Annotated in this window: 24 protein-coding genes; 16 read left to right on the top strand and 8 right to left on the bottom strand. The window is 64.6% G+C overall.

The features are described 5' to 3' along the window. Window positions 1–12: 12 nt before the first annotated feature. The 3 genes from pbN1_RS19670 to pbN1_RS19660 are packed head-to-tail and all read left to right on the top strand — an operon-like array spanning window position 13 to window position 3,300. Window positions 13–1,665, top strand: coding sequence for an acyl-CoA synthetase (locus pbN1_RS19670; protein WP_169201042.1), 1,653 nt, complete (start codon window positions 13–15; stop codon window positions 1,663–1,665). Window positions 1,666–1,685: 20 nt separating this feature from the next. Further along, on the top strand, window positions 1,686–2,486 hold the full coding sequence (locus pbN1_RS19665) for an enoyl-CoA hydratase (protein ID WP_169201041.1): 801 nt from the start codon (window positions 1,686–1,688) through the stop codon (window positions 2,484–2,486). Between the two features lie 43 nt (window positions 2,487–2,529). After that, window positions 2,530–3,300 (top strand): TatD family hydrolase, encoded by a 771-nt coding sequence (locus pbN1_RS19660; RefSeq protein ID WP_169117102.1) that lies wholly within the window; start codon window positions 2,530–2,532, stop codon window positions 3,298–3,300. Here the strand turns inward: pbN1_RS19660 and pbN1_RS19655 are convergent. Then, window positions 3,297–3,899, bottom strand: coding sequence for a TetR/AcrR family transcriptional regulator (locus tag pbN1_RS19655; protein ID WP_169117103.1), 603 nt, complete (start codon window positions 3,897–3,899; stop codon window positions 3,297–3,299). The genes pbN1_RS19660 and pbN1_RS19655 overlap by 4 nt on opposite strands. Before the next feature lie 167 nt (window positions 3,900–4,066). Between pbN1_RS19655 and pbN1_RS19650 the strand changes: the two genes are divergently transcribed. Genes pbN1_RS19650 through pbN1_RS19635 form a run of 4 tightly spaced genes read left to right on the top strand, consistent with a single transcriptional unit; the run spans window position 4,067 to window position 8,350 of the window. Continuing rightward, window positions 4,067–4,816, top strand: a complete 750-nt coding sequence (locus tag pbN1_RS19650; RefSeq protein WP_169201040.1) for an electron transfer flavoprotein subunit beta/FixA family protein — start codon at window positions 4,067–4,069, stop codon at window positions 4,814–4,816. A gap of 2 nt (window positions 4,817–4,818) precedes the next feature. Further along, window positions 4,819–5,781, top strand: a complete 963-nt coding sequence (locus pbN1_RS19645; RefSeq protein WP_169117105.1) for an electron transfer flavoprotein subunit alpha/FixB family protein — start codon at window positions 4,819–4,821, stop codon at window positions 5,779–5,781. Window positions 5,782–5,835: 54 nt separating this feature from the next. Then, window positions 5,836–6,501 (top strand): energy-coupling factor ABC transporter permease, encoded by a 666-nt coding sequence (locus pbN1_RS19640; RefSeq protein ID WP_169201039.1) that lies wholly within the window; start codon window positions 5,836–5,838, stop codon window positions 6,499–6,501. A 55-nt stretch (window positions 6,502–6,556) separates the two neighbouring features. Further along, a complete protein-coding gene (locus tag pbN1_RS19635) occupies window positions 6,557–8,350 on the top strand; it encodes an acyl-CoA dehydrogenase (RefSeq protein WP_169201038.1) in 1,794 nt (597 codons plus the stop codon). 98 nt (window positions 8,351–8,448) lie between these two features. Here pbN1_RS19635 and pbN1_RS19630 read toward each other — a convergent pair whose 3' ends face one another. From pbN1_RS19630 to ompR, 6 genes are all read right to left on the bottom strand, one after another. Next, complete coding sequence (locus pbN1_RS19630) at window positions 8,449–9,231, bottom strand: peptidylprolyl isomerase (RefSeq protein WP_169201037.1); 783 nt, start codon at window positions 9,229–9,231, stop codon at window positions 8,449–8,451. Between the two features lie 26 nt (window positions 9,232–9,257). Continuing rightward, window positions 9,258–9,521 (bottom strand): BolA family protein, encoded by a 264-nt coding sequence (locus pbN1_RS19625; RefSeq protein WP_169117109.1) that lies wholly within the window; start codon window positions 9,519–9,521, stop codon window positions 9,258–9,260. Continuing rightward, complete coding sequence (locus pbN1_RS19620; protein ID WP_169117110.1) at window positions 9,518–9,817, bottom strand: YciI family protein; 300 nt, start codon at window positions 9,815–9,817, stop codon at window positions 9,518–9,520. The genes pbN1_RS19625 and pbN1_RS19620 overlap by 4 nt, the downstream gene beginning before the upstream one ends. Beyond that, window positions 9,817–10,425, bottom strand: a complete 609-nt coding sequence (locus tag pbN1_RS19615) for a septation protein A (protein ID WP_169201036.1) — start codon at window positions 10,423–10,425, stop codon at window positions 9,817–9,819. Before pbN1_RS19615 ends, pbN1_RS19620 begins: the two co-directional genes overlap by 1 nt. A gap of 143 nt (window positions 10,426–10,568) precedes the next feature. Then, complete coding sequence (locus tag pbN1_RS19610) at window positions 10,569–12,038, bottom strand: ATP-binding protein (protein ID WP_244857044.1); 1,470 nt, start codon at window positions 12,036–12,038, stop codon at window positions 10,569–10,571. Continuing rightward, on the bottom strand, window positions 11,995–12,732 hold the full coding sequence (ompR, locus tag pbN1_RS19605; RefSeq protein WP_053421820.1) for an osmolarity response regulator transcription factor OmpR: 738 nt from the start codon (window positions 12,730–12,732) through the stop codon (window positions 11,995–11,997). Before ompR ends, pbN1_RS19610 begins: the two co-directional genes overlap by 44 nt. Window positions 12,733–13,055: 323 nt before the next feature. Between ompR and pbN1_RS19600 the strand changes: the two genes are divergently transcribed. From pbN1_RS19600 to pbN1_RS19585, 4 genes are read left to right on the top strand one after another with little or no spacing between them, the layout of a single operon-like run. Next, window positions 13,056–13,319: a hypothetical protein gene (locus tag pbN1_RS19600; RefSeq protein WP_169201035.1), complete on the top strand. Its 264-nt coding sequence runs from the start codon at window positions 13,056–13,058 to the stop codon at window positions 13,317–13,319. A gap of 60 nt (window positions 13,320–13,379) precedes the next feature. Further along, window positions 13,380–14,072 carry a tRNA (adenosine(37)-N6)-threonylcarbamoyltransferase complex dimerization subunit type 1 TsaB gene (tsaB, locus tag pbN1_RS19595; protein WP_169201034.1) on the top strand — a complete coding sequence of 231 codons (693 nt, stop codon included), beginning with the start codon at window positions 13,380–13,382 and terminating at the stop codon, window positions 14,070–14,072. Beyond that, entirely contained in the window at window positions 14,069–14,524 is a 456-nt protein-coding gene (gene rimI, locus pbN1_RS19590) for a ribosomal protein S18-alanine N-acetyltransferase (protein ID WP_244857043.1), read from the top strand. The genes tsaB and rimI overlap by 4 nt, the downstream gene beginning before the upstream one ends. Then, a complete protein-coding gene (locus tag pbN1_RS19585) occupies window positions 14,521–15,357 on the top strand; it encodes a uracil-DNA glycosylase (protein WP_169201033.1) in 837 nt (278 codons plus the stop codon). Before rimI ends, pbN1_RS19585 begins: the two co-directional genes overlap by 4 nt. 24 nt (window positions 15,358–15,381) lie before the next feature. Here pbN1_RS19585 and lplT read toward each other — a convergent pair whose 3' ends face one another. Then, window positions 15,382–16,632 carry a lysophospholipid transporter LplT gene (gene lplT, locus pbN1_RS19580; protein ID WP_169201032.1) on the bottom strand — a complete coding sequence of 417 codons (1,251 nt, stop codon included), beginning with the start codon at window positions 16,630–16,632 and terminating at the stop codon, window positions 15,382–15,384. 179 nt (window positions 16,633–16,811) lie between these two features. On the opposite strand from lplT, the gene pbN1_RS19575 reads away from it, so the two are divergent. The 5 genes from pbN1_RS19575 to pbN1_RS19555 all read left to right on the top strand — a co-directional run bounded on the left by pbN1_RS19575 (window position 16,812) and on the right by pbN1_RS19555 (window position 24,527). Continuing rightward, a complete protein-coding gene (locus tag pbN1_RS19575; protein ID WP_169201031.1) occupies window positions 16,812–17,732 on the top strand; it encodes a LysR family transcriptional regulator in 921 nt (306 codons plus the stop codon). Further along, window positions 17,732–19,102, top strand: coding sequence for a DNA repair protein RadA (gene radA / locus pbN1_RS19570; RefSeq protein ID WP_169201030.1), 1,371 nt, complete (start codon window positions 17,732–17,734; stop codon window positions 19,100–19,102). Before pbN1_RS19575 ends, radA begins: the two co-directional genes overlap by 1 nt. Before the next feature lie 152 nt (window positions 19,103–19,254). After that, window positions 19,255–20,733: a PAS domain-containing sensor histidine kinase gene (locus tag pbN1_RS19565; protein WP_169201029.1), complete on the top strand. Its 1,479-nt coding sequence runs from the start codon at window positions 19,255–19,257 to the stop codon at window positions 20,731–20,733. A gap of 3 nt (window positions 20,734–20,736) precedes the next feature. Continuing rightward, window positions 20,737–21,132: a response regulator gene (locus tag pbN1_RS19560; protein WP_169201028.1), complete on the top strand. Its 396-nt coding sequence runs from the start codon at window positions 20,737–20,739 to the stop codon at window positions 21,130–21,132. Then, window positions 21,129–24,527: an EAL domain-containing protein gene (locus pbN1_RS19555; protein ID WP_244857041.1), complete on the top strand. Its 3,399-nt coding sequence runs from the start codon at window positions 21,129–21,131 to the stop codon at window positions 24,525–24,527. The genes pbN1_RS19560 and pbN1_RS19555 overlap by 4 nt, the downstream gene beginning before the upstream one ends. The last annotated feature ends 121 nt before the right edge of the window (window positions 24,528–24,648 follow it).

Below are 24,648 nucleotides of genomic sequence, written 5' to 3'. Positions count from 1 at the left end.
AGCGGAGCAGAAATGACCGAAAGCGAATCGTCACCCTACGATATTGGTCTGGAGAAGAATGCCGCCAATTACGTCCCGCTCACGCCGCTGACGTTCATCGAGCGCAGCGCCTACATTTATCCGGACCGGATCGCCGTCATCCATGGCGCACGCCGGTACACGTGGCTGGAAAGCTATACGCGCAGCCGTCGTCTGGCATCGGCGCTGAAGCAGCTGGGCGTCGGGAAGAGCGATACCGTCGCGGTCGTCCTCAACAACACTCCGGAAATGTTCGAATGCCATTTCGGCGTGCCGGCGACGGGTGCGGTACTCAACACGATCAACACGCGCCTCGAGCCCGAAGCCGTCGCGTTCATGCTCAACCATGCCGAAGCGAAGGTGCTGATCACGGACCGCGAGTTCGCCCGGGTCGTGGCGAAGGCGATCGAACTCGCGAACCGGCCGGACCTGATCGTCATCGACGTCGACGATCCGGAATACAGCGGGCCGGGGGAGCGCGTCGGCACGCTCGAATACGAGGCGCTGCTCGAGACGGGCAGCCCGGACTTCGCCTTCGAGCAACCCGCCGACGAATGGCACGCGATCTCGCTGAACTACACGTCCGGCACCACCGGCAATCCGAAAGGCGTCGTCTATCATCACCGCGGCGCGTACCTCAACGCGATGAGCAACATCGTCAGCTGGGGCATGCCGTCGCATTCGGTGTATCTGTGGACGCTGCCGATGTTCCACTGCAACGGCTGGTGCTTCGCGTGGACGATGGCGGCCAACGCCGGCACCAACGTGTGCCTGCGCCGGGTTGATGCGCGCCTGATCTTCGAGGCGATCCGCGAGCACGGCGTCACGCATTACTGCGGCGCGCCGATCGTCCATTCGCTGCTCGCAAATGCGCCTGAATCCTGGCGCGAAGGCATCGACCACAAGGTGTACGGCCTCGTCGCGGCCGCGCCGCCGCCTGCCGCGGTGATCGAAGGCATGGCGAAGATCGGCATCGACCTGACCCACGTGTACGGCCTCACCGAAACCTACGGTCCCGCTGCGGTCTGCGCGAAGCACGACGAGTGGAAGGATCTCCCGCTGGCCGAGCAGGTCGCGCTGAACGGGCGTCAGGGCGTGCGCTATCACGCGCAGGAGGGCATCACGGTGCTCGATCCGCAGACGATGGAGCCTGTGTCCTGGGACAACCAGACGATGGGCGAGATCATGTTCCGCGGCAACCTCGTGATGAAGGGTTACCTGAAGAACCCCGACGCGACCGAGGAGTCGTTTCGCGGCGGCTGGTATCACACCGGCGACCTGGCGGTGATGCAGGCCGACGGCTACGTCAAAATCAAGGATCGCTCGAAGGACGTGATCATCTCCGGCGGCGAGAACATCTCGTCGATCGAAGTCGAGGATGCGCTGTACAAGCATCCGGCGGTGATGGCAGCGGCGGTCGTCGCGCTGCCCGATCCGAAGTGGGGTGAAGTGCCGGCAGCTTTCGTCGAGCTGCGCGACGGGGCGACGGTGACCGAAGCGGAGCTGATCACGCACTGCCGCGAGCATCTCGCCGGCTTCAAGTCGCCGAAGAAAGTCATCTTCGGGCCGTTGCCGAAAACTTCGACCGGCAAGATCCAGAAGTTCGTGCTGCGCGAGCAGGCGAAATCGACCCAGTCCTTCGAATAGACCCACGGGGAGGAACAGAAATGAGCGCAGTCCCGCAATCCGATGCCGAAACCCTGCTGCTGCGCCGCGATGAAGGCGGCGTGGCGTACCTTGTACTGAACCGGCCCGGCCAGTTCAATTCGCTGTCGCAGGCGATGCTCGAAGCGCTGATCGCCGAGATCGACGCCATTGCAGCAGACGCCAGCGTGCGCGTGGTCGTCCTGTCCGGCGAAGGCAAGGCGTTTTGCGCCGGCCACGACCTCAAGGAGATGCGCGGCAACCCCGCGCTCGAGTTCCAGCAGGCGCTGTTTCGCCTGTGCGGCCGGTTCATGGTGAAGCTGACCGAGATGCCGCAGCCGGTGATCGCGCGGGTGCACGGCATCGCGACCGCAGCCGGGTGCCAGCTGGTGTCGATGTGCGACCTCGCGGTGGCCGCCGACGTCGCGCGGTTCGCCGTGTCGGGCATCAACGTCGGCCTGTTCTGCGCGACACCCAGCGTGGGTTTGTCGCGCAACATGGGGCGCAAGGAGGCGTTCGAGATGCTGGTCACCGGCGATTTCATCGATGCGCATGAAGCGCAGCGCCGCGGGCTGGTCAATCGCGTCGTGCCGCTCGAGCAACTCGACGACGAGATCGCGAAACTCACCGCGTCGATCTGCGCAAAGTCGCCCGTCGCGGTGCAGATGGGCAAGCAGATGTTCTACCGCCAGCTCGAGATGGGAATGGAGGCCGCTTACCAGATGGCTGCCGAGACGATGGCCTGCAACATGATGACCGAGGACGCCGCGGAGGGCATCGATGCCTTCGTTGCCAAGCGCAAGCCGCAGTGGCGCGGGCGCTGAGCCCGCCCGGACGACGGGCGTGCCGGTGCCTGTCGACACCCCGATGCTTGTGGACACCCATATCCACCTCGATGCCGAGGAATTCGAGCACGACCGCGAGGCCGTGCTCGCGTCGGCCCGGTCGGCCGGCATAGCGCGTTTTGTCGTCCCGGGCGTCGAGGTCGCGAACTTCGATCGCGTCGCGGCGCTCGCCGCGGCGCATCCCGACATCCGGTATGCGTGCGGCATCCATCCGCTATACGTCGACGCTGCAGGGCCTGACGATCTGGCGATTCTCGAGGATCGTCTGAGCAAGGGCGACGCCATCGCCGTGGGCGAGATCGGACTCGATTTCCTCGTTGCCGGCGACGAGCGCAACAGGGACCGGCAGGAGCAGTTCTACGTCGCGCAACTGAAGCTCGCACGCCGCTTCGAGTTGCCGGTGATCCTGCATGTGCGACGCGCGGTCGACGCAATCCTCAAGCACTTGCGACACGGGGGGGTGCGCGGTGGCATCGCGCATGCCTTCAATGGCAGCCGGCAGCAGGCCGACGCGTTCATCGCGATGGGCTTCAAGCTGGGTTTCGGTGGGGCGATGAGTTTCGACGGCTCACGGCGCATCCGTGCACTCGCGGCGACCTTGCCCCTGGACGCGGTCGTTCTCGAAACGGACGCGCCGGACATGTCCCCCGCTTGGGCGCAGGGGCGGCGCAACGAACCGTATAACCTGCTGCGTTATGCCCGGATTCTCGCCGACCTGAGGGGGATTCCGGTCGGCGAGGTGATTGCAGCAACGGGCCGCAACGCAGTTTCGGTGTTTGCCGGAAGGCTTTAGGCCGACTGCCTTTTCGTCATGTTTGCGGACTGGGCGATGAGATCGGCGATGTCGCGCTTGACGCGCGCCACGTCGCTGTCGAACTTGTCATAGATCATCAGCGAAATACCGAATACGTAGGCATAGAGCAGCATGCAGCGGCTCGACGCTTCTTCCATCGGCACGCCGCACGCGAGAAACAGGTCGCGCGCGCAGCGCAGGCGGATGTCGTCGACTTCGGCGACGATCGCCGCGGCTTCCGGATCGCGCCGCGCCCAGTCCCGCACCGCCAGTTCGATCATCGCGCCGCGGCGGCTGCGGCTTGTGCTGTAGATGTCGATGACGTAGTAAATCTGCTCCAGCTCGCGCCCGGGGTCCGCTCGGGTCTGCTTGACGATGTCGCGGATCCGGCCGTCGCGCCAGGTCTGCAACACGGCCATCAACAGGTCGCGCCGATCCTGGAAATGCCAGTAGAAGCTTCCTTTCGTGACTTTCAGGCGCTTGGCCAGCACCTCGACGCGCAGACCGGCGATGCCTTCCTCGGCGAGCACGTCGGTGGCGGCAACGACCCATGCATCGCGGTCGAGTTGAACCCGGGGTTTGTTCACGACGTTTTCCATACGGGATAGTATTGACGAATCCTGGACCATACGCTACCGTACGCATCCATACCGATGCGTATGGAACGATTTTTTTGAGCGGCGGTCAAGGTGTCATTCGATTTCGGGCAGTGACATAATGCCCGGACCCATAAAAACACTGACCAGATAGATTAAGGAGCGCGGCATTGAAGATCCTGGTACCCGTTAAGCGCGTGGTCGATTACAACGTCAAGGTGCGCGTCAAGAGCGACGGCACCGGCGTGGATATCGCCAACGTGAAGATGTCGATGAATCCGTTCGACGAGATTGCAATCGAAGAAGCGGTGCGGCTGAAGGAAGCCGGTATTGCGACCGAAGTGGTGGCGGTGAGTTGCGGCGTCGCCGCGTGCCAGGAGACGCTGCGCGCGGCGATGGCGATCGGTGCGGACCGCGGCATCCTCGTCGAGACCGACGCTGAACTGCAGCCGCTCGCCGTCGCAAAGCTCTTGAAGGCGCTGTGCGACAAGGAAGCCCCGCAGCTGGTGATCTGCGGCAAGCAGGCGATCGACGACGATTCGAACCAGACCGGCCAGATGCTGGCCGCCTTGATGAACTGGCCGCAAGCTACCTTCGCGTCGAAGCTCGTCGTTGCCGATGGTGCTGCGACCGTCACGCGCGAGATCGACGGCGGCCTCGAAACCCTCGAAATCAAGCTGCCGGCGGTTGTCTCGACCGACCTGCGCCTGAACGAGCCGCGCTATGCGACGCTGCCGAACATCATGAAAGCGAAGAAGAAGCCGCTCGACACGGTCAAGCCCGCCGAACTCGGCGTCGATGTCGCACCGCGCCTGGCGACGCTGAAAGTCGTCGAACCGGCGAAGAGGAGCGCCGGCGTGCGCGTCGCCGACGTCGCGCAGCTCGTCGACAAGCTCAAGAACGAAGCGAAGGTGATCTGAACATGGCGATTCTGGTTATTGCTGAACACGACAATGCGAGCCTGAAGGCCGCGACCCTGAACGCCGTGGCCGCGGCCACCGAGCTGGGCAAGGCGGCGGGAGGCGAAGTGCATGTCCTCGTCGCGGGCGCGAACTGCGCTGCGGCCGCGGCAGAAGCCGCGAAGCTCGCTGGCGTGGCCAAGGTGCGTGTCGCCGATGCCGCGCACTACGACGCGCAGACCGCCGAGAACGTCGCGGCGCTCGTCGTCGCTCTCATCGCCGATAAGGCCGGCGACTACTCGCACCTTGTCGCGCCCGGCACCTCGTACGGCAAGAACGTGACCCCGCGCGTGGCGGCACTCCTCGACGTCGCGCAAATCTCCGACGTCGTCGCGATCGAAGCGGCCGACACTTTCCAGCGCCCGATCTACGCCGGCAACGCGCTGGCGACCGTCAAGAGCGCCGATCGCGTGAAAGTGCTGACGGTGCGCACGACCGCCTTCGAAGCGGCGGCAGTGGCAAATGAGGGCGGCGCCGCGGTCGAAGCACTCGTCGCGGGGCCCGACCTGGGTGTGGCGAAGCTCGTCGGGCGCGAGCTCACGAAGAGCGCGCGCCCCGAACTGGGTGCGGCGAAGATCATCGTCTCCGGCGGCCGGGGTCTGGGCAGCGGCGAGAACTACCACAAGCTGCTCGAGCCGCTCGCCGACAAGCTCGGCGCCGCGCTCGGCGCCTCGCGCGCCGCGGTCGATGCCGGTTTCGCCCCGAACGACTACCAGGTCGGCCAGACCGGCAAGATCGTCGCGCCGCAGCTCTACATCGCGGTCGGCGTCTCGGGCGCGATCCAGCACCTGGCGGGCATGAAGGACTCGAAGGTCATCGTCGCGATCAACAAGGATCCGGAAGCGCCGATCTTCCAGGTCGCCGACTACGGGCTCGTTGGCGATCTGTTCGAGATCGTCCCCGAGCTGACCAACGCGGTAGGCTGACGCCGCGCGAGCGAAACCGGATCCGGACCCGGACCCGCACGGGGAGCAGCGAGATTGGACCTCCCTGTCTCGCTGTTCCCCGCCTCCTGGCACTGGATTTCGCTCATCCTTTCGCTGTTCGTGTTCCATCACCTCGCCACGACGATCCGATGGAAACACCTCGCAGCGCCGGCGCAGCTGAACCTGCTGCTCGGCTTCGTCGTAAGCCTGATCCTGTTGTGGAGCCTGAGGGCCGGCGTCAAGCCCGGCCTGAATCTCCATTTGCTCGGCGCAATGGCCACCACCCTCGCGCTGGGTCCCCGGCTCGCGATCGTCGCGCTGGGGCTGGCGCTGGCCGGGATTACCCTGAACGGGGCCCTCGAGTGGCAAGCCTGGCCGCTCAATTTCCTGCTGATGGGCGTAGCGCCGGTGCTCGCCGCGCAACTGTGGCTGCGCACGGTGGAACGTCGCCTGCCGGCGCATTTGTTCGTGTTCATCTTCGTCGTGGCATTCATCGGCTCTGCGGTCACGGCGATGCTGCAGGGAGTCCTTGCAGCCGCGGCGATGGTAGCGGGCAGTGCCTATTCATTTGCGTTTCTGGCCAGCGATTATCTTCCTTACCTCCTGTTGCTCGGTTTTGCGGAGGCCTGGATGAGCGGGGCGGCGATCACGCTGATAGTGGTGTACCGGCCCGACTGGGTGGTGGCGTTCGATGACCGCCGCTATCTGATCGACAAGTAACCCGATGCGGCAGCAAGAGCCGCAAATTACAACAAAGTACTGGAGAGTTAGAAAAATGAGCCAATACACTGCACCTGTTCGCGACATGCAGTTCGTCATGCACGAACTGGCCGGACTGCAAGAAGTCGCAAAGCTTCCTGGCTGCGAAGAGGTGTCGAGCGACCTGGTCGATGCGATCCTGGACGAAGCGAACAAGTTCGCCAGCGGCGTTCTGGCGCCCCTGAACCGGATCGGAGACCAGGAGGGTGCGAAGTGGGATCATGGCAAGGTCACGACGGCGCCCGGCTGGAGAGAGGCCTATCGCCAGTTCTCGGAGGCCGGGTGGACTGCGGTCGCAGGCGATCCGGAATACGGCGGCCAGGGGTTGCCGAAGCTGCTCTCGACTGTCGTCATGGAAATGTGGAAGGCGGCGAACATGGCCTTCTCGCTGTGCCCGATGCTGACCAACGGTGCGATCGAGGCGATCGCGCTGCGCGGCAGCGACGAGCAGAAGACCGCTTACCTGCCGAAGATGATCAGCGGCGAGTGGACCGGCACGATGAACCTCACCGAGCCGCAGGCGGGTTCCGATCTGGCTGCGGTGCGCACGCGCGCCGAACCCCAGAGCGACGGCACGTACCGCCTCTTCGGGCAGAAGATCTTCATCACCTATGGTGAGCACGACCTGACCGACAACATCATTCACCTGGTGCTTGCGCGCCTTCCCGACGCGCCCGAAGGCGTGAAGGGGATTTCGCTCTTTGTCGTGCCAAAGTTCCTGCTCAATGCCGACGGCACGCCCGGCGCGCGCAACGACGTGCAGTGCGTCTCGATCGAGCACAAGCTCGGCATCCACGCGAGCCCGACCTGCGTGCTCGCGTTCGGCGACAACGGCGGTGCCATCGGCACGCTGGTCGGCGAGGCGAACCGCGGCCTCGAATACATGTTCATCATGATGAACGAGGCGCGCTTTGCAGTCGGCATGGAAGGCCTGGCGTTGTCCGAGCGCGCTTACCAGCATGCCCTGGCCTACGCGAAGGATCGTGTGCAGGGCCCCGAAGCGGGGGTGCGCGGCGGACCGAAGGTGTCGATCATCCATCACCCCGACGTGCGCCGCATGCTGATGTCGATGAAATCGCAGACCGAGGCGATGCGGGCACTTGCCTACGTCGTCGGCGCGGCGACCGACCTCGCGCATCGGCATCCCGACGCTGCGGTGCGGGCACAGAAGCAGGCTTTCGTCGACCTGATGATTCCGGTCGTCAAGGGATGGTGCACCGAGAATTCGATCGACATCGCATCGACGGGCGTGCAGGTGCACGGCGGCATGGGCTTCATCGAAGAGGCCGGGGCGGCGCAGCATCTGCGCGACGCACGGATCACGACGATCTACGAAGGCACGACGGCAATCCAGGCGAACGATCTGATTGGGCGGAAGATCGCACGTGAGAACGGCGTGACGATCAGAGCGCTGATCAGCGACATGCGTGCCGTCCAGACGCAACTTGCCGACCAGCAGGGCGAAGCGTTTGCGGCGATCCGCAAATCGCTCGACGCCGGCATCGCGGCGGTCGAGGCGGCGGTGGACTACATCCTCGCGACGTACAACAACGACATCAAGGCGGCTTCGGTCGGCTCGGTGCCTTTCCTGAAGCTGCTCGGCATCGTCGGGGGCGGATGGCAAATGGCGCGCGCGGCGCTGGCCTCGCAGGCCAGAATCACGGCCGGGTCGGACGATGTGTTCTACCGGACGAAGATCGTGACGGCGCGTTTTTACGCCGACCACGTCCTGTCGCTCGCTCCGGCGCTGGCGTACGCCGTGGTGAACGGGGCCGCTGGCGCGCTGGCTCTCGACGAAGCGCACTTCTGAACGTGACTTGATGGCGGCGCGGCTGTGCCGCGCCCGCCTTGAAACGAAAGGGCCGGTCTGCCTGTGCAGAAACCGGCCCTTATCACGCCCGGTCGTGGTTACTCGACCTTCGCCTTGGCCCTCAGGTCGGCGACGTGCTTCTCGATTTTCTTCTGCTGCAGGCGCTGTTCGAGTTGCGGCTTGACCTCTTCGAAAGCAGGCGCTTTCAGGTCGCGGACGTCGTCGAGCTGGATCACGTGATAGCCGAAATCGCTCTTCACCGGCGTCGCACTGTATTGACCCTTCTCGAGTTTGACCATCGCTTCCGAGAACGGCTTGACGAACATCCCCGGGTTGCTCCAGCCCAGTTCGCCGCCCTTGTCCTTCGAGCCGGGATCCTTCGACGCCTTGGCGAGCGCCTCGAACTTCTCGCCGGCGCGCAGCTTGCCGATGATCGCTTTCGCTTCCTCTTCGGTTTCGACGAGGATGTGACGCGGCTTGTATTCCTTCGAACCCATCTGGCCCTTGATGCTTTCGTATTCCTTGCGGAGATCGGCATCGGTGGCGGGATTGGTCTTGACGAAGTCCTGCATGTACGCGCGGATCAGCACACCCTGGCGGGCGAGGTCCATCTGAGCCTGGATTTCCGGCTTCTTGTCGAGGCCTTTCTTTGCCGCTTCCTGTGCAAGCACTTCGAGGCGGACGAGCTGCTCGCGAGCGGCCTCGCGCAGTTCCGCGCCGTCGGGGGCGCCTTGCGCACGCTGCTCATTGATCATGACGTCCATGCGGGACGAAGGGATCGGGGCGCCGTTTACGGTCGCAACCGGGGTAGCCGCGCCCGCTGCGTGGACCAACAGGGCGGCCGTGAGACCGAGGGCGAGGCGGCTGGGAAAACGTTTCATCAAGGTTCCTTCCGGGTGGGTTGAATTCATGCTTCATCGGCCGTCAGGGCGCGGACGGCGAGCGCGTGCACGCGCGTGCGCATCAGATCGCCGAGCGCGTCATAGACAAGGCGGTGACGGGCAACAGTGTTCTTGCCCTTGAAACACTCGGCGACGATGGTCAGACGATAATGGCCGCCGCCACTTCTCGCTCCCGCATGGCCGGCGTGCAACGCGCTGTCATCGTCGATCTCGATCGACACCGGATCGAGCACCGCAAGGCGTTCGCGGATTTGGTCAATCGTGGTCAAGGCAGCACCTTCTTGAAGGGTTTCACGGTGATCCGCGCGAACACGCCCTGTTTCACGTAGGGATCGTCGGCCAGCCAGCGCTCGGCCTCGCCCTGCGAGGCGAACTCGGCGACGACGAGGCTGCCGAAGAAACCGGCCGGGCCGGGATCCGGGGAGTCTATCGCCGGCATCGGGCCTGCCATCAGCAGGCGTCCTTCGTCGCGCAATCCCTCCAGCCGGGCCAGATGGGCCGGACGGGCGCTCATGCGCGCCTCAAGCGAACCCGGCGCGTCTTCGCCGAGAAGTACGTAAAGCATCAGGTGGTTTCCTCCTGGATATGTCGGGACAGATAGAAGCCCTGGCCAAGAACGAACAGCAGCATCAGGCCCATGCCGCCGAAAAGTTTGAAATTGACCCAGGTTTCTTCGGAAAAGTTGTATGCAACGTACAGATTGAGAAAGCCCATGAGGATGAAAAACCCGGCCCATGCGAGGTTGAGGCGTCCCCAGACGGGGTCCGGCAGCCGAACCTGGGCTTCGAGCATCTTGCGGATCAGGTTGCGGTGGAACATCACGGCCGATACCGTCAAGGTCCCGCCGAACAGCCAGTACAGCGCGGTCGGCTTCCACTTGATGAAGGTGGGGTTGTGGAAAAACAGCGTCGCACCCCCGAACACCACGATGATGGCCAGGCTGATCCACAACATCGTGTCGACCTTGCGGTGCCGCATCCATACCCAGGCGATCTGGGCGACCGTAGCCAGGATCGCGACCGCGGTTGCCAGCAGGATCGGGGCCTGCGTGACGACAATGCCGTCGCCGAGCCAGCGCGACGCGAGCTCGTGCGCGAAGGGCTGGTTCGCGCCGGCGATCTTGTAGGCGACGAAGAAGAGGATGACCGGGAGCAGATCGAAGAGAATTTTCATGCGGCAGGATTATAGCCACTTGTCCGTTGTACCCGGCTGAGCTTTGGGTTGATGGACTCCTGGCCGATCAACGCCGATCGCCGGGCAGGACGGCAGTGCCGCGGCGACAGCCGGTACCGATAGCGACGACCGGACGCGGGGGCTCATGCCGGAGTGTCATCCGGCTCGGGCCCGCGCATCCTCGTGCCGAGACGGCGTTTTTCCAGCGGAAGATGCAGGACCGCGAGCAATCCGCCGCCGAGGCGGCGCCCCAGGTCCAGTCGCCCGTTGTGCGAGCGGATGATGCGTTCGATGATCGCGAGGCCGAGGCCGGCGCCCTTGGTGTTCGAGCGCGCGTTCTCGAGCCGCGTGAAGGGGTGGCGCATCCTCTCGATTTCGCTCTCCGGAATGCCCGGCCCGCGATCCGCGACTTCGATCGTCGCCTCTCCCTCGGTGCTGTTCACTTTGATATCTATGGGATGGTTCTCGCCCGCATAGCGGATGGCGTTGTCGATGAGGTTGGCGATCGCCCGCCGCAGCGACAGGCTTCGGGCGGGCAGGACCAGCTTCTCGGGCAGGTCCGCGCGTATATCGATGCCGCGCAACCGATAAGGTTCCACGAGGTCCCGTACGAGGCCCGGCAGGTCGAGCGCCTCCATCGGCTCCTGCGGTTCTCCGCGCCCGAAATCCAGGAACTGGCCGATGATCCGGTCCATCTCCTCGACGTCGGCCACCATTGCGGCGACCTCGGTTTCCGGCGCCCCCGACATTTCGACGCCGAGCCGCAGGCGTGCCAGCGGCGTACGCAGATCGTGGGAGACGCCGGCGAGAATCAGCGCGCGATCTGCGTCCGTGCGGGCGAGATCCCCTGCCATCTGGTTGAAGGCTTTCGCCACTGCGGCAATTTCCTGCGGGCCTGTTTCGGGCAAGTGCGGCGGCGTGCGACCGCTGCCGACGACGCGCGCCGAGCGGGCGAGGTTGCGCAGCGGGACGCTGATCCGGGAAACGATCAGGTAGGCGCCCAGCAGCGCGACGAGGAGCGCACCGCCTCCCCACGTCAGCCACTCGATCGCCTCGGTCTGTTGCAGCCGCTCGGACGGAAGCATGACCCAGAAATCTTCCTTGTCTTCGGGGTGGAGCCTGAAGCTGATCCAGAAACCGTCGAGCGTTTTCCACCGCGAGGCAAACCGCGTGTGAGCGCCGAGCTGGCGGCGAATCTCTTCGGTCAGCAGATGCATGGCGCGGTTGTCGGGCAGCGGAAGGAGTTCGTCGGAAGGTTCGGCCGGGTAGATCCGGATCCCCTCGAGCGCCGCCAGGTCGATGAGCAATTCGGTACGGCGCTCGACGTCCGCGTTGATCAGCGCGGTGCGGGTCAGGTTCACGACGCTCGTCGCCATCTGCGCAAGATCGCGTGCGCGCACCGGCTCCTCGAAATGGCGAAAGATCTGCGACCAGGCCACCAGCGCGAGCGTCAGCAGGAGGGCAATAAGCAGAAAGGTCTGCCACAGCAGCGTGCGCGGCGGAAGATCGTTCACCGCCTGGCTGATGGCCTCACGAATGCCGGTCCACCCGGCCGGACGCGAATGATGTTCAGCTCTCGCTTGCAGCTTTTGTATCATCGGGAACGAATACATAGCCGAAACCCCAGACCGTCTGGATGTAACGAGGTTTCGCCGGATCGTCCTCGACGAGCTTGCGCAGCCGGCTCACCTGCACGTCGATCGCCCGATCGAAAACGCCGTACTCCCGCCCGCGCGCGAGTTCCATCAGCTTGTCGCGCGACAGGGGTTGCCGCGGATGCTGGAGGAGTACCTTCAACAGCGAGAATTCGCCCGTCGTGAGTGCGATCTCGTCGTCGTCACGCGTCAGCGAGCGCACGCCGAGATTGACGCGCACACGCCCGAAGCTGACGATTTCATCCTCGCTCGTCGGCGCACCGGGCAGGCTCGGCGGCTGGCGGCGCATGACCGCGTGGATGCGGGCCACCAGTTCACGCGGATTGAAGGGCTTGGCAAGGTAGTCGTCGGCACCCATTTCGAGCCCGATGATCCGATCGACATCGTCTCCCTTTGCCGTGAGCATGATGATCGGCATGGCGTTTTCATCGGCACGCAGGCGCCGGCAGATCGCCAGGCCGTCCTCGCCCGGAAGCATCAGGTCGAGCACCATCAGGTCGAAATGCTCGCGATGCAGCGCCCGGTCCATCGACGGCGCGTCGACCACCGCCTTGACCGTAAAACCCTGCTCCTGCAGGTATCTCGACAACAAATCGCGCAGCCGCGCGTCGTCGTCGACGAGTAACACTCTATATCGGATTTTAGCGTTCATAAGTCGCATCCTATCCTTTGAACATTTGGCATGCTAGCGCTTCGGCAGCCCATGCCGGGTACCGGAGTAACGCTTCGTAAGGTGGTGTGGAATAGGCAACACCCCGTTACAGCATGGTCCGAAACGCGCACGGACATCTCCCACGGCACGGGTAATTCCTAGTATTTTTCGGGTACGCAAAAGTCGCCCCCGTGAAGAGGCTGGAGATCATCATCATGACACATCCGAGATTGGCATCAGATCCCGCGACATCCGGTTGTCGGGCTGGGGCTTCGGTTCACCTGCACGCGTGGGGGCGTGGACCAGCACTGTCGATCCTGGCCATGGCCGTGGCGTTCGGCGCGTGGGATCCGGTATTCGCACAAGCCGTGCCCGGGGTGCTCGCGGAGGAGCCGCTGGCCACCCTGCAAAGCCCGAAGGATCTGCGCCGGGCCGAACTCAGACGCGCATTGATCAGCGGCGCGGACCTCCCCGGCGCAGAGCGTGAGCGGCCGCCCTTGTCCCAGAATGAACGCGAGGCGTTGAACCGGGAATTACGCGAGGCGATGCGTGGCGTCTATGAGAGCCGAAGGGCTGCCGCCCGATAGACACTTTCCGTCGACGCTCATTTCACTTGTCGGCCGCCGCTGCCGGTAAAATGCCGGCCTATGAAAATCCTCGCCATCGAGACCTCGTGTGAACACGCGAGCGTCGCCCTGCTGGTCGACGACGACATCGTCGAACGCCGCCTCGAAGGGCATGCCAATCATTCGGAGTACCTGCTGCCGACGCTTCGGGCGCTGCTCGGGGAGGCCGGATTACCGATCGCCACACTCGATGCGATCGCATTCGGCGCGGGACCCGGTGCCTTCACCGGTTTGAGGCTGGCGTGCGGGGTCGCGCAGGGTCTCGGGATGGGAGCCGGGATCGGGGTGGTGCCGATATGCAGCCTCGCGGCGCTGGCGTTGCAGGGTGAAGGGAGCACGGTTTTCGTCGCAACCGATGCCCGCATGGGCGAAGTGTATTCGGCGGCATACCGCATAGACGACGAACGGGCGATCGAGGTGCAGGTTCCCGTCTGCTCACCGCCGCAGCAACTGGCTTTGCCTGCCGGCGAACTGTGGTTCGGCATCGGCTCGGCGCTGCGCGTGCATGAGGCAGGCATTCCGGCGTCCGTCATCGCCCGCTTGTGGGGCCGCAATTCGACGGCCGTTCCCCAGGCAGCGGATGTTGCCCGGCTGGCGGCTCGCGAGGTCCGCGAAGGCCGGCTGCTGGCGCCCGAATACGCCGTCCCCCTGTACGTGCGCGACAAAGTCGCGCTCACGACGGCCGAACGCCTCGCACGGGGAGGACGCGCTTGAACGCCGCGGCGTCCGATTTTTCCCCGATGACCGATCGCGATCTCGATTGGGTCGTCGACCACGAAGCCGTACTTCACACTTTCCCGTGGTCCCGCGGAAACTTCGTTGACTCGCTGGCTGCCGGGCATAGCGCATGGGTGATGCGCGTGGGCGGATCCCCCGTTGCGTATGCCGTCATGTTGATGGTGCTGGATGAAGCGCACCTGCTCAACATCAGCGTGGCGCGCGAGTTTCAGGGCGCGAGGCTCGGCACGGCCCTCCTGCGGCATCTTTTTGCCGAAGCGCGGCGATGCGGTGCGTCACAGTTCTTTCTCGAAGTGCGCCCCTCGAATTCAGCGGCTCTCGCGCTTTATCGCTCGCACGGCTTTCAGCCGATCGGACGGCGCAAGGGCTACTACGCGCTCCGCGAGGGCGGTCGCGAGGACGCGATCGTGATGCGGCTCGAACTATGAACGAGCGTCGGGATGCGGTACTGCGCGAAATGGGCCTCGCGCCGCTGTGGCGGCGGCGCGGAACGTCGCAGGCGCTGCAGGCGGACGAGCCGGAAGCAGTGCCGGAAGAACCGGCTGCGGCGCGCCCGCCCGCGAGGGAAGCCGGCGACGTCTCCACGCGGGAACGACAGGCCTCGCATCGGCCGCAGCCGGTCCCTGCGCCGCAGCCGGCGCCCGTTGCGGTCGCCCATGCGGCCGATTCCACGGACGAGCGCGCCGGGCGGATCGAAACCCTGGACTGGGAAGCGCTCGAGGCCGACATCCGTGCGTGCACGGCATGCCGCCTGTGCGAGCGGCGTCGCCAGGCGGTGCCGGGTGTCGGCGATCGGCTGGCGGACTGGATGTTCGTCGGCGAGGGGCCCGGGGCGGAAGAAGACCTGCGCGGCGAACCGTTCGTCGGCGTTGCCGGCAAGCTCCTCGACGCGATGCTGGCGGCGATCGGATTGAAGCGGGGCGAAGGGGTATATATCGCGAACGCGGTCAAGTGCCGGCCGCCGCACAACCGCACCCCGGGAAACGACGAGATCGAGGCCTGCGCGCCCTATCTCGCCAGGCAGATCGCACTGGTGCAGCCGCGCCTGCTGGTTGCGCTGGGTCGTCCGGCGGCGCGCGCGCTGCTCGGCGTCGATGTGGCAATCGGCGCGGCACGCGGACAGGTTTTCAGGTATCGCGGGACACCGGTGGTCGTGACCTACCACCCGGCCTACCTGCTGCGCAATCAGCGGGACAAGGCGAAAGTCTGGGAAGACTTGTGCTTTGCCCGGGAGCTGATGGAAAAAACGACGCCGGCCTGACGAAAACAGTCGCGGAGGGCTTGCTCAGTGCTTGTGTTCGTCGAGCAGCGCGACTGAATCGAATTCGCGCTGGTTCCGTTCGTGGTGGCACTTGACCAGCAGCATCATTCCCGCGACGAACAGCCCGAACATCACGATGACGATGTGGATCGACAGTCCCGACATGATCAGCACCGCATAAAGGCCGGTCATCACCAGGATCGACAGATTCTCGTTGAAGTTCTGCACCGCGATCGAGTGCCCGGCGCCCATCAGGATATGGCCGCGGTGCTGCAGCAGCGCATTCATCGGCACGACGAAAAATCCGGCGAGGGCGCCGACGAGCACCATCAGCAGCATCGCGAGCGTCGCGTGGGTGACGGTGACCATCGCCATCACCACGAGTCCCATCGCGATTCCCAGCGGAATCACGCTGACGGAACGACGCAGGCTGATCATCTTCGCCGCCATCACCGCCCCCAGCGCCACCCCGATCGCGACCACGCCCTGCAGCATCGAGGCCTGCGAGAGATTGAACCCCAGGTTATGTTCGGCCCACTTGATGACGATGAACTGGAGCGTCGCCCCGGCGCCCCAGAATAGCGTCGTGACCGCGAGCGAGATCTGGCCGAGCTTGTCGCGCCACAGGAGCTTCAGGCAATGGTTGAAATCATGGATCAGGTAGACCGGATTGTTCTTGAGCGGCTTGTGGTCGACGCCGGTGTCGGGAATATAGAAATTGAAGATTCCGCCCGCCACGTAGAACAGGCCGATCACCGCGATCGTGGCGCTGAATGTGCCGTTGACCAGCGGCAGGTCCAGGCTCGCGAGCCAGGCCGATGCATCGGGGCGAATGAGGAGGCCGCCGAGCACGGTGCCGAGGATGATCGCGCCGACGGTCAGGCCTTCGATCCAGCCGTTGGCCACGACCAGCAGCCGGTGCGGGAGATATTCGGTAAGGATGCCGTACTTCGCCGGCGAGTAGGCCGCCGCGCCCAGACCGATCACCGCGTACGCGAGCAGCGGATGCGCACCCAGGAACAGCATCAGGCACCCGCCGATCTTGATCGTGTTGCTGATCAGCATCACGCGCCACTTCGGCATCGAATCCGCGAAGGCGCCGACGAATGCGGCGAGGGCGACATAGGAAACCGTGAAGAACAGTTTCAGCAGCGGCTCGAATTGTTCCGGGGCCGCCATTTCACGGAGAAGCGCGATTGCAACGATCAGCAAGGCATTGTCGGCCAGCGCGGAAAAAAACTGCGCTGCCATGATGATGTAGAAGCCGAGCGGCATCGGAGGGAGGCGCCGTCACGCGAGTAAAGGGCGGTTTATATCACGACAGGGCTGAATTGTTTTGATTCGAAACAAGGCCTGCCCTGTTCGGAGATCGGGCGCAACCAGGTAGGGTAGCCAGCGGGGCGGTGGCATGTGGTTTAATACAGTATATAAACATGACTTATGGAGAGGCGGGGATGGCAGATCGCAGGCTGCAGGTATTCAGCGCGGTGGCCAAGCACGGTTCATTTACCCGCGCAGCCGAACATCTTTTCATGACCCAGCCGGCGGTCACGTTCCAGATCAAGCAGCTCGAGGAACACTTCAACACCCGCCTGCTGGAACGCGGGCACGGCAAGGTCACCCTTACGACGGCCGGCGAAGTCGTGCTCGCGTATGCCGACCGGATCCTCGATCTGTCGGAGGAGCTCGAGTCGCGCGTGTCGGAGCTGACCGACGAACTGGGCGGAACGCTGAGCATCGGCACCAGCACGACGATCGCCGCGTACTGGCTGCCGAAGCTGCTCGAGCGCTTCAAGCATAAATATCCGCGCGTGATTCCACGGGTCGTGGTGGGCAATTCGCAGCTCACGGAGGACCGGGTCGCGGCGCGGGAGCTCGACCTCGGGCTGATCGAGATCGTGGCGGAACAGCCGGCGATCGAACGCTTTACCGCCGCGCACGACGAATTGTTCGTGATCTGCCGCCCGGGACACCCGCTCGCGTCGAAGACGCGGCTCACCGCGCACGATCTGCTCGACCATGCTTTCATTACGCGGGATCCGGGCAACGCGATCCGCGAACTGGCCGAGCAGTTCTTCGCCGCAGCCGGAATCGGCCTCGACGAAGTCAATATCTGCGCCGAGCTCGGCAGCCTTGCGACCGTCAAATATCTGGCTGCCGAAGGCATCGGCTTTGCGATCGCGTCGTTTGCCGCGATCCAGCGCGACATCGGGGAAGGGCGGCTGGTTTCCGTGCCGCTTGAACCGAAGCAGTACACGCCGCTCGAAGTGATCATCCCGAAGGACAAGTTCCGCTCGAGCCTCATCACGACGTTTGCGGAACACGCCGTCGCGGAGCTCTCCGCGATGGCCAGAGCCTTGCCCGGACGCGAGTGATGGCAAAAGCGAAGACGGTCTTCAGCTGCACCGAATGCGGCGCGCAGGCGCCGCGCTGGCAGGGGCAGTGCCCGCAGTGCAAGGCGTGGAACACGCTCGTCGAAACCGTGGCCGAAGCCGGCGGCGGTGGCAGTCGTTTTGCGGCGCTGGCCGGCAGTACTGCGCAACTGCAGACGCTGGCCGATCTCGAGCCGCGCGAAGAGCCGCGCACCCCTACCGGGATCGACGAGTTCGACCGGGTGCTGGGCGGCGGGCTGGTGGCGGGCGGCGTCGTGCTGATCGGCGGCGACCCCGGCATTGGCAAATCGACGCTGCTGCTGCAGGCGCTGTCGGTGCTGGCCGCCCGGCACAAGGCGATCTACGTCAGCGGCGAGGAGTCGGGCGAACAGGTGGCGCTGCGCGCGCAGCGCCTGCAACTCGATCCCGCTGGGTTGCAACTGCTCGCGGAGATCAACCTGGAGCGGATCCTGGCGATGCTACGGGACGAACGCCCGCGCATCGTGGTGATCGACTCGATCCAGACGGTGTATTCCGAAGTGCTGCAGTCGGCGCCCGGCTCGGTCGCGCAGGTGCGCGAATGCGCCGCGCAGCTGACCCGCCACGCGAAGCAGAGCGGCACCTGCATGATCATGGTCGGCCACGTGACGAAGGACGGCACCCTTGCCGGCCCGCGCGTGCTCGAGCATATGGTCGACACCGTGCTGTACTTCGAAGGCGACACCCATTCGAGCTTTCGCCTGGTGCGCGCGTTCAAGAATCGCTTTGGCGCGGTCAATGAACTGGGCGTGTTCGCGATGACCGAGCGCGGGCTGCGCGGCGTCAGCAATCCATCGGCGCTTTTCCTGTCGCAGCATAGCCAGCAGGTGTCGGGCAGCTGCGTGCTGGTCACGCAGGAAGGCACGCGTCCGCTGCTCGTCGAGATCCAGGCGCTCGTCGACGGGGCGCACAGCCCGAATCCGCGCCGGCTGTCGGTCGGCCTCGAACAGAACCGGCTGGCGATGCTCCTCGCCGTGCTGCACCGGCACGCCGGGGTCGTGTGCTTCGATCAGGACGTGTTCGTCAACGCGGTGGGTGGGGTGAAAATCGCCGAGCCTGCCGCGGATCTGGCGGTATTGCTGGCGATCGTGTCGTCGCTGCGCAACCGCCCGCTGCCGCGCGAACTGGTGGTATTCGGCGAGGTCGGGCTGGCGGGCGAAATCCGTCCCGCGCCGCGCGGCCAGGAGCGGCTCCGGGAAGCGGCGAAGCTCGGCTTCACCGCCGCGATCATCCCCAAGGCGAACGCTCCGCGTCAGCCGCTCGGCGACATGCGGGTGATCGCGGTCGATCGCATCGAGGAGGCGATCGACCGCGCTCGCGAACTCGAAGGCTGACGATCGCTCGCGCCTCGCCTCACCTCATCCGCGGGGCGGTGATTTGTTACGGTCTGCCGTCCCGTTTCTGAATAAGCTGTGCACCACGGCCGCGGTTCGCTTTCCAGCAGGGGGTCCCCTCGCGGCCGGCGTGCCACCTTTTGGAGGGAGCAATGCCCGACCAGGTCGATTACAGATGGATCGCGGATGACCCCGATGCGCTGATGATGCTCGATCACGCGGGCAAGGTGCTGGAGTGGAACGACGGCGCCGAACGGATGTTCGGCTACTCGCGCACAGAAGCTATCGGCACGAGGATCCACGAGCTCGTGACAGTGCCGGGCAGCGATGCGGAGCAAGACCATTTCATCGCCGAAACGAGCGAACGCGGGCGCGGCACCTTCGAGGCCTTGCGCCGGCGCAACGACGGCACGCTAATGTACGTCGTCATTTCAGGCAAGGTCGGGCAGGGGGCGCCGGGCGAACTGTACCTGCTATTCTCGGAAAAAGACGTCACACAGCTGAAAGTGCAACGCGACAGCAAGTCGCTCGAATCGAAGTTCCGGGAACTGCTCGATTCGATGCCCGACGGCATCCTCATCGTCAATCCTACGGGCCACATCCTGATCGCGAACAGGCAGGCCGAGCGGCTCTTCGGCTACGATCCCAACGAACTGCGCGCGCGCCCGATCGAGGACCTCCTGCCGCAGCGTTTTCGCGCCGCGCACAAGGGCCACCGGTCGCATTATTTTTCGGCTCCCCGCACCCGGGCGATGGGCGCGGGGCTGGAACTGTACGGCTTGCGCAAGGACGGAGCGGAATTTCCCGTCGAGATCAGCCTGAGCCCGCTGAAGACCGAGGAAACGCCGGTCGTCATGAGTGCGATCCGCGACGTCAGCGAGCGCAGGGGTTTCGAGCAGGCGCTGCAGGAAAAGAATCTCGAACTACTCGCGGCCAACCGCGCGAAGGACCGCTTCCTTGCCAGCATGAGCCATGAGCTGCGCACGCCGCTCAACGCCGTCATCGGCTTCACCGGCACGCTGCTGATGAAGCTGCCGGGCGAGCTCAATTCCGAACAGACCCGTCAGCTCGAGATCGTCCGCAACAACGCGCGCCACTTGCTGGCGCTGATCAACGATTTGCTGAATCTCGCGAAGATCGAGGCCGGCAAGGTCGAACTCAATTTCGAGCCGACCGACTGCGGCGCGCTGGTCGGCGAAATCGCTGCTTCGCTGCGCCCGCAGGCGCTGTCAAAGGGGCTCGAACTGATCGTCGCGATGCCGGTCGAAGCGATCGTCTTCGAAACCGATCGGCGCACCCTGAGTCAAATTATTATTAATCTCGTTGGCAACGCCATAAAGTTCACCCTGCACGGCAGCGTCCGGATCGACCTGGCGCTCGACGATTCGGGCGAAAAGCGCAGGCTTGTGCTGTTGGTCAGCGATACCGGACCGGGAATCGGAGAGCAGGAGCTTTCCTCGTTGTTCGAAGCCTTCGTCCAGGGGCAGGCGTCGCGGACAAAGGGAGTCGAAGGCACCGGTCTCGGACTGCATCTGAGTCGCAAGCTCGCCGCGCTGCTCGGGGGCGAGCTGAATTGTACGAGCACGCTGGGTACAGGCAGCGTCTTCACCCTGACTTTGCCGGAGCCCTGAAAAGTGACTGCACGAATACTGATCGCGGAAGATCATCCTGCCAGCCTGGAACTGCTGCGCTACCTTCTCGCGGCAAACGGTTACGACATCCTTTCGGCCGAGGACGGGGAGGCGGCGCTCGATCTCGCGCGCCGCGACACGCCGGACCTGATCATCTGCGACCTCCAGATGCCGAAGAAGAACGGCTATGAAGTGGTGAGGCAGCTCAAGAGCGAGCCCGCCCTGTCGGCCATCCCGGTGGTCGCAGTTACCGCGTTTTCGATGATCGGAGACCGGGAGCAGGTGCTTGCCGCGGGGTTCGACGGTTATCTGTCGAAACCGATCGAGCCGGAAGAGTTCGTCGCACTGATCGAACAGTATCTGCCGCTGTCGCTGCGCAAGCAGCATGGCGGCCGGTGATTGGAGGACGGTACTCGAGCATGGCTACTATCGCCGTCGTCGATGACATGCCTGACAACCGGGAGTTGCTAGCGACGATTCTCAAGGCCTTGAATCATCGCGTCATCGAGGCAGCGGACGGCGCGGAGGCGCTTCGACTGGTGCGTGAGGAAAAGCCTGCATTGGTGATTTGCGACATCCTGATGCCGAAGGTGGATGGCTATGAATTTGTGCGGCAGTTGCGCGCCGATGCGGCGATCACCGAGACGCCGGTGATCTTCTACACCGCCTACTATCTCGAGGACGACGCGCAACGGCTCGCGAAGGCGTGCGGAGTCGTCGATATCCTGACCAAGCCGTCCGACCCGGAAGATGTCATCCGGGTTGTGACGAAAGCCCTCGAACAGCCGGCCAGCATGCTGGCCGTGACGCTCCCGGAGCCCGAGTTCGATCGCCGGCACCTGCACCTGATGACTGGCAAGCTCGCAGAGAAAGTCGCGGAGCTGCAGGCGGCAAGCGCCAAGCTCGAGGCGCTGATCGAGCTCAATCTGCAACTCGCGTCGCAGCGCGATCTGGCTCAACTGCTCGACCACGTCTGCAAGCGGGCCCGGCAGCTCATCGGCGCGGACTATGGGAGCCTCGTCGCACGCTGTACGGACAGCGAGGCGCTGGCCTACACCGTTCATTCCGGCATTTCGCCGGAAGTTGTCGCGACGATGGGAGCGGCGCAACTGGATGAGGGCCTGCTCGGCCGGGTCTATCGCGAGCAACAGGCCGAGCGTTACGAATTTCCCGCCGAGCGCGGCGTGGAAACCGGCCTGCCGGCAGAGTATCCGCCACTGCGTTCCGTCCTCGCCGCACCGCTCACGTCGCTGACCAAGGTTTACGGCTGGCTATGCCTCGGCAACAAGCAGGGGGAGGGCGGTTTCACCGCGGACGACGAGAAATTGCTGCGCATCCTCGCCGCGCAGGTCGGACGGATCTACGAGAACGGCAGCCTGTACCGGCAGGTAAGCCGGCATGCCCTCGAACTCGAAGTGGAGATCGTGGCGCGAGAACGCGCGCAGCGGCATTTGAGCGCGCAATACGAGGTGGCGCGCATCCTCGGTGAAGCGGTGAGCTTCGACGAAGTCGCGCTGAAGGTATTGCAGGCGATCTGCGCAAAGCTCGAGTTCGCGGCGGGCGCGTTGTGGAAGGTGGATGAACGCGCGGGCTTACTGCGCTGCTTTGGGGCGTGGTGCCAGCCAACGGAACTGTGCGGCGAATGGGTGGCGAAGACATGCCGGATGGTGCTCGAACCGGACAGGGGGGCTCCCGGCAACGTCTGGTCGTCGCGTCGGCCGCTGTGGCGTGCGCGAATCGAACCGAGTCTCGGTTGCACCTGGTCCCTCGAGGCACTCGACGCGGGGCTGCGCTCGGGAGGCGCGTTTCCGATCGTCGTGCGCGGGGAGGTCGCGGGGGTGCTCGAAGTCTTCAGCCGCGAATATCAGGATGAAGATTCGCGGCTGACCGATACGCTGGCTTCGCTGGGCGGCCAGATCGGGCAGTTTCTCGAACGCAGCGAGCAGCAACAGCGCATTCGCCGCCTCACGCGCGTGTATGCCGTCCTGAGCGGCATCAACTCCGCGATCGTGCGCATTCACAGCCGCGACGCGCTGTTCGATGAGGCTTGCCGCATCGCCGTCGATGCCGGGGAGTTCGGCATCGCGTGGATCGGCGAACTCGACCCGGCGACGATGCAAGTCACTCCGGTGGCGTGGGCTGGAGGCGACGACGCGGTTGCGGCCCGGGAACTCGCCGCCTCCACTGCGGGAGAAACCCGCGATCCGGTCGGAGAGGCGGTGCGCGCCGGGGTTCCGGTGTTCATCAACGACATACCGGCATCAGGTGTGAGCATGACAGGATTGTCCGAAGCGCAGCGCTACGGATACCGCTCGAAAATCGCGCTGCCGCTTTTTTCCGAAGGGAAGGTCGCGGCGGTGCTGGTGCTTTATGCCCCGGAGCCCGGCTTTTTCGCCGGCGACGAACTGCAGCTCCTCGGAGAGCTCGCCGGCGACGTGTCGTTCGCGCTCGAATTCATCGCGAAGAAGGACCGTCTCGCATTCGTCGCGTACCACGATCTCCTCACCGGCATGCCGAATCGCGCCCATCTGCTCGAACACCTGACCCAGGCGCTGCAAAGTGTCCGGCAGCACCCGGGCGAGCGCGTCGCGGTCGTGGTGTGGAACATTCACCGCTTCCGCAACATCAATGAAACCTTCGGCCGCCAGATCGGCGACGCGGTGCTGCGCGAGGTCGGGCAGCGGCTGAGCGCAGCCTGGCCCAATCCGATGGACGTCGCCCGCATCGCCGTCGACCACTTCGCCGGCATCGTCAGCGACAACCGGCAGGTCACCGAAATCGCGCACCTGATCGAACAGCTCGCCGTCGACGTGTTCAGCAGCTCGATCGTCGTCGGCGAGCACGAATTGCGCGTGGCCGCGTCGGCCGGGATCGCGGTCGCGACCGACGAAGACCAGGACGCCGATACCGTGCTCAGGAATGCCGAGGCGGCGTTGCGCAAGGCCAAGGGTTCGGGGATGAATTACCTGTTCTACGGGCCGGAAATGAACGCCCGCGTGGCCGAATCGCTGATGCTCGAAAACCGCCTGCGCCAGGCCCTCGAGCGCGACGAATTCGTGCTCCATTACCAGCCGAAAGTGTCCGGGGCAACCGGCCTCGTCACCGGACTCGAAGCCCTGATGCGGTGGAACGACCCGACGGTCGGCCTGGTGCAGCCGGACAAGTTCATTCCGATCCTTGAAGAGACCGGCATGATCCTGCAGGTGGGGCTATGGGCGATCCGCAAGGCGCTGGCTGACGCGCATGACTGGCGGAAAACGGGGATCGAACCGCCTCGCATTGCCGTCAACGTGTCCGCGATCCAGTTGCAGCAGAAGAACTTCGTCGAATCCGTGCGCTGCGCGATCGAGGAAGCCAATGGCGATGCGCGGCATGTGGATCTCGAGATCACCGAGAGCATGGTGATGACGGAGATGCAGGAAAACATCGCGAAGCTGACCGAGATCCGGCTCATGGGCGGAGATATCGCGATCGACGATTTCGGCACCGGGTACTCGTCTCTGGGCTACCTCGCGAAGCTGCCGGTCGGCGCCCTGAAGATCGACAAGTCCTTCATCGAGACCATGGCGACGACGCCCGAGAGCATGACGATCGTGGCGACGATCATCTCGCTTGCCCATTCGCTGGATCTCAAGGTGATCGCCGAGGGCGTCGAGGAGGAGGAACAGGCGAAGTTCCTGCGCCTGTTCAAATGCAACGAGCTGCAGGGCTACCTGATCAGCCGGCCGCTGCCCCCCGACCAGGTTGTGGACTTCCTGCGCAGCCGGAAAAGGCTCGATCACAAGAGCCATTGAATTCGCTCCGGCTCGTTTCCTGTTCGTTGCCGTCTCGCCGGCCCGGTCCTCGTTTCCCGTCCCTTGTCACGGCCCCTCGATGACTGGCGCAGATCGCGCCGGGCATCGGGCGAAACGCGGG

Source organism: Aromatoleum bremense (assembly GCF_017894365.1).
Classification (GTDB): Bacteria; Pseudomonadota; Gammaproteobacteria; order Burkholderiales; family Rhodocyclaceae; genus Aromatoleum; species Aromatoleum bremense.
This window is presented reverse-complemented; position numbering and strand designations above follow the sequence as displayed.

What these genes read in the sequence shown, in the direction of transcription:
- pbN1_RS19670 (WP_169201042.1), top strand. Translation starts at nt 13, where the DNA reads ATGACCGAAAGCGAATCGTCACCCTACGATATTGGTCTGGAGAAGAAT.
- pbN1_RS19665 (WP_169201041.1), top strand. Translation starts at nt 1,686, where the DNA reads ATGAGCGCAGTCCCGCAATCCGATGCCGAAACCCTGCTGCTGCGCCGC.
- pbN1_RS19660 (WP_169117102.1), top strand. Translation starts at nt 2,530, where the DNA reads ATGCTTGTGGACACCCATATCCACCTCGATGCCGAGGAATTCGAGCAC.
- pbN1_RS19655 (WP_169117103.1), bottom strand. Translation starts at nt 3,899, where the DNA reads ATGGAAAACGTCGTGAACAAACCCCGGGTTCAACTCGACCGCGATGCA.
- pbN1_RS19645 (WP_169117105.1), top strand. Translation starts at nt 4,819, where the DNA reads ATGGCGATTCTGGTTATTGCTGAACACGACAATGCGAGCCTGAAGGCC.
- pbN1_RS19635 (WP_169201038.1), top strand. Translation starts at nt 6,557, where the DNA reads ATGAGCCAATACACTGCACCTGTTCGCGACATGCAGTTCGTCATGCAC.
- pbN1_RS19630 (WP_169201037.1), bottom strand. Translation starts at nt 9,231, where the DNA reads ATGAAACGTTTTCCCAGCCGCCTCGCCCTCGGTCTCACGGCCGCCCTG.
- pbN1_RS19620 (WP_169117110.1), bottom strand. Translation starts at nt 9,817, where the DNA reads ATGCTTTACGTACTTCTCGGCGAAGACGCGCCGGGTTCGCTTGAGGCG.
- pbN1_RS19615 (WP_169201036.1), bottom strand. Translation starts at nt 10,425, where the DNA reads ATGAAAATTCTCTTCGATCTGCTCCCGGTCATCCTCTTCTTCGTCGCC.
- pbN1_RS19610 (WP_244857044.1), bottom strand. Translation starts at nt 12,038, where the DNA reads ATGTATTCGTTCCCGATGATACAAAAGCTGCAAGCGAGAGCTGAACAT.
- ompR (WP_053421820.1), bottom strand. Translation starts at nt 12,732, where the DNA reads ATGAACGCTAAAATCCGATATAGAGTGTTACTCGTCGACGACGACGCG.
- pbN1_RS19600 (WP_169201035.1), top strand. Translation starts at nt 13,056, where the DNA reads ATGGCCGTGGCGTTCGGCGCGTGGGATCCGGTATTCGCACAAGCCGTG.
- tsaB (WP_169201034.1), top strand. Translation starts at nt 13,380, where the DNA reads ATGAAAATCCTCGCCATCGAGACCTCGTGTGAACACGCGAGCGTCGCC.
- pbN1_RS19585 (WP_169201033.1), top strand. Translation starts at nt 14,521, where the DNA reads ATGAACGAGCGTCGGGATGCGGTACTGCGCGAAATGGGCCTCGCGCCG.
- lplT (WP_169201032.1), bottom strand. Translation starts at nt 16,632, where the DNA reads ATGCCGCTCGGCTTCTACATCATCATGGCAGCGCAGTTTTTTTCCGCG.
- pbN1_RS19575 (WP_169201031.1), top strand. Translation starts at nt 16,812, where the DNA reads ATGGCAGATCGCAGGCTGCAGGTATTCAGCGCGGTGGCCAAGCACGGT.
- radA (WP_169201030.1), top strand. Translation starts at nt 17,732, where the DNA reads ATGGCAAAAGCGAAGACGGTCTTCAGCTGCACCGAATGCGGCGCGCAG.
- pbN1_RS19565 (WP_169201029.1), top strand. Translation starts at nt 19,255, where the DNA reads ATGCCCGACCAGGTCGATTACAGATGGATCGCGGATGACCCCGATGCG.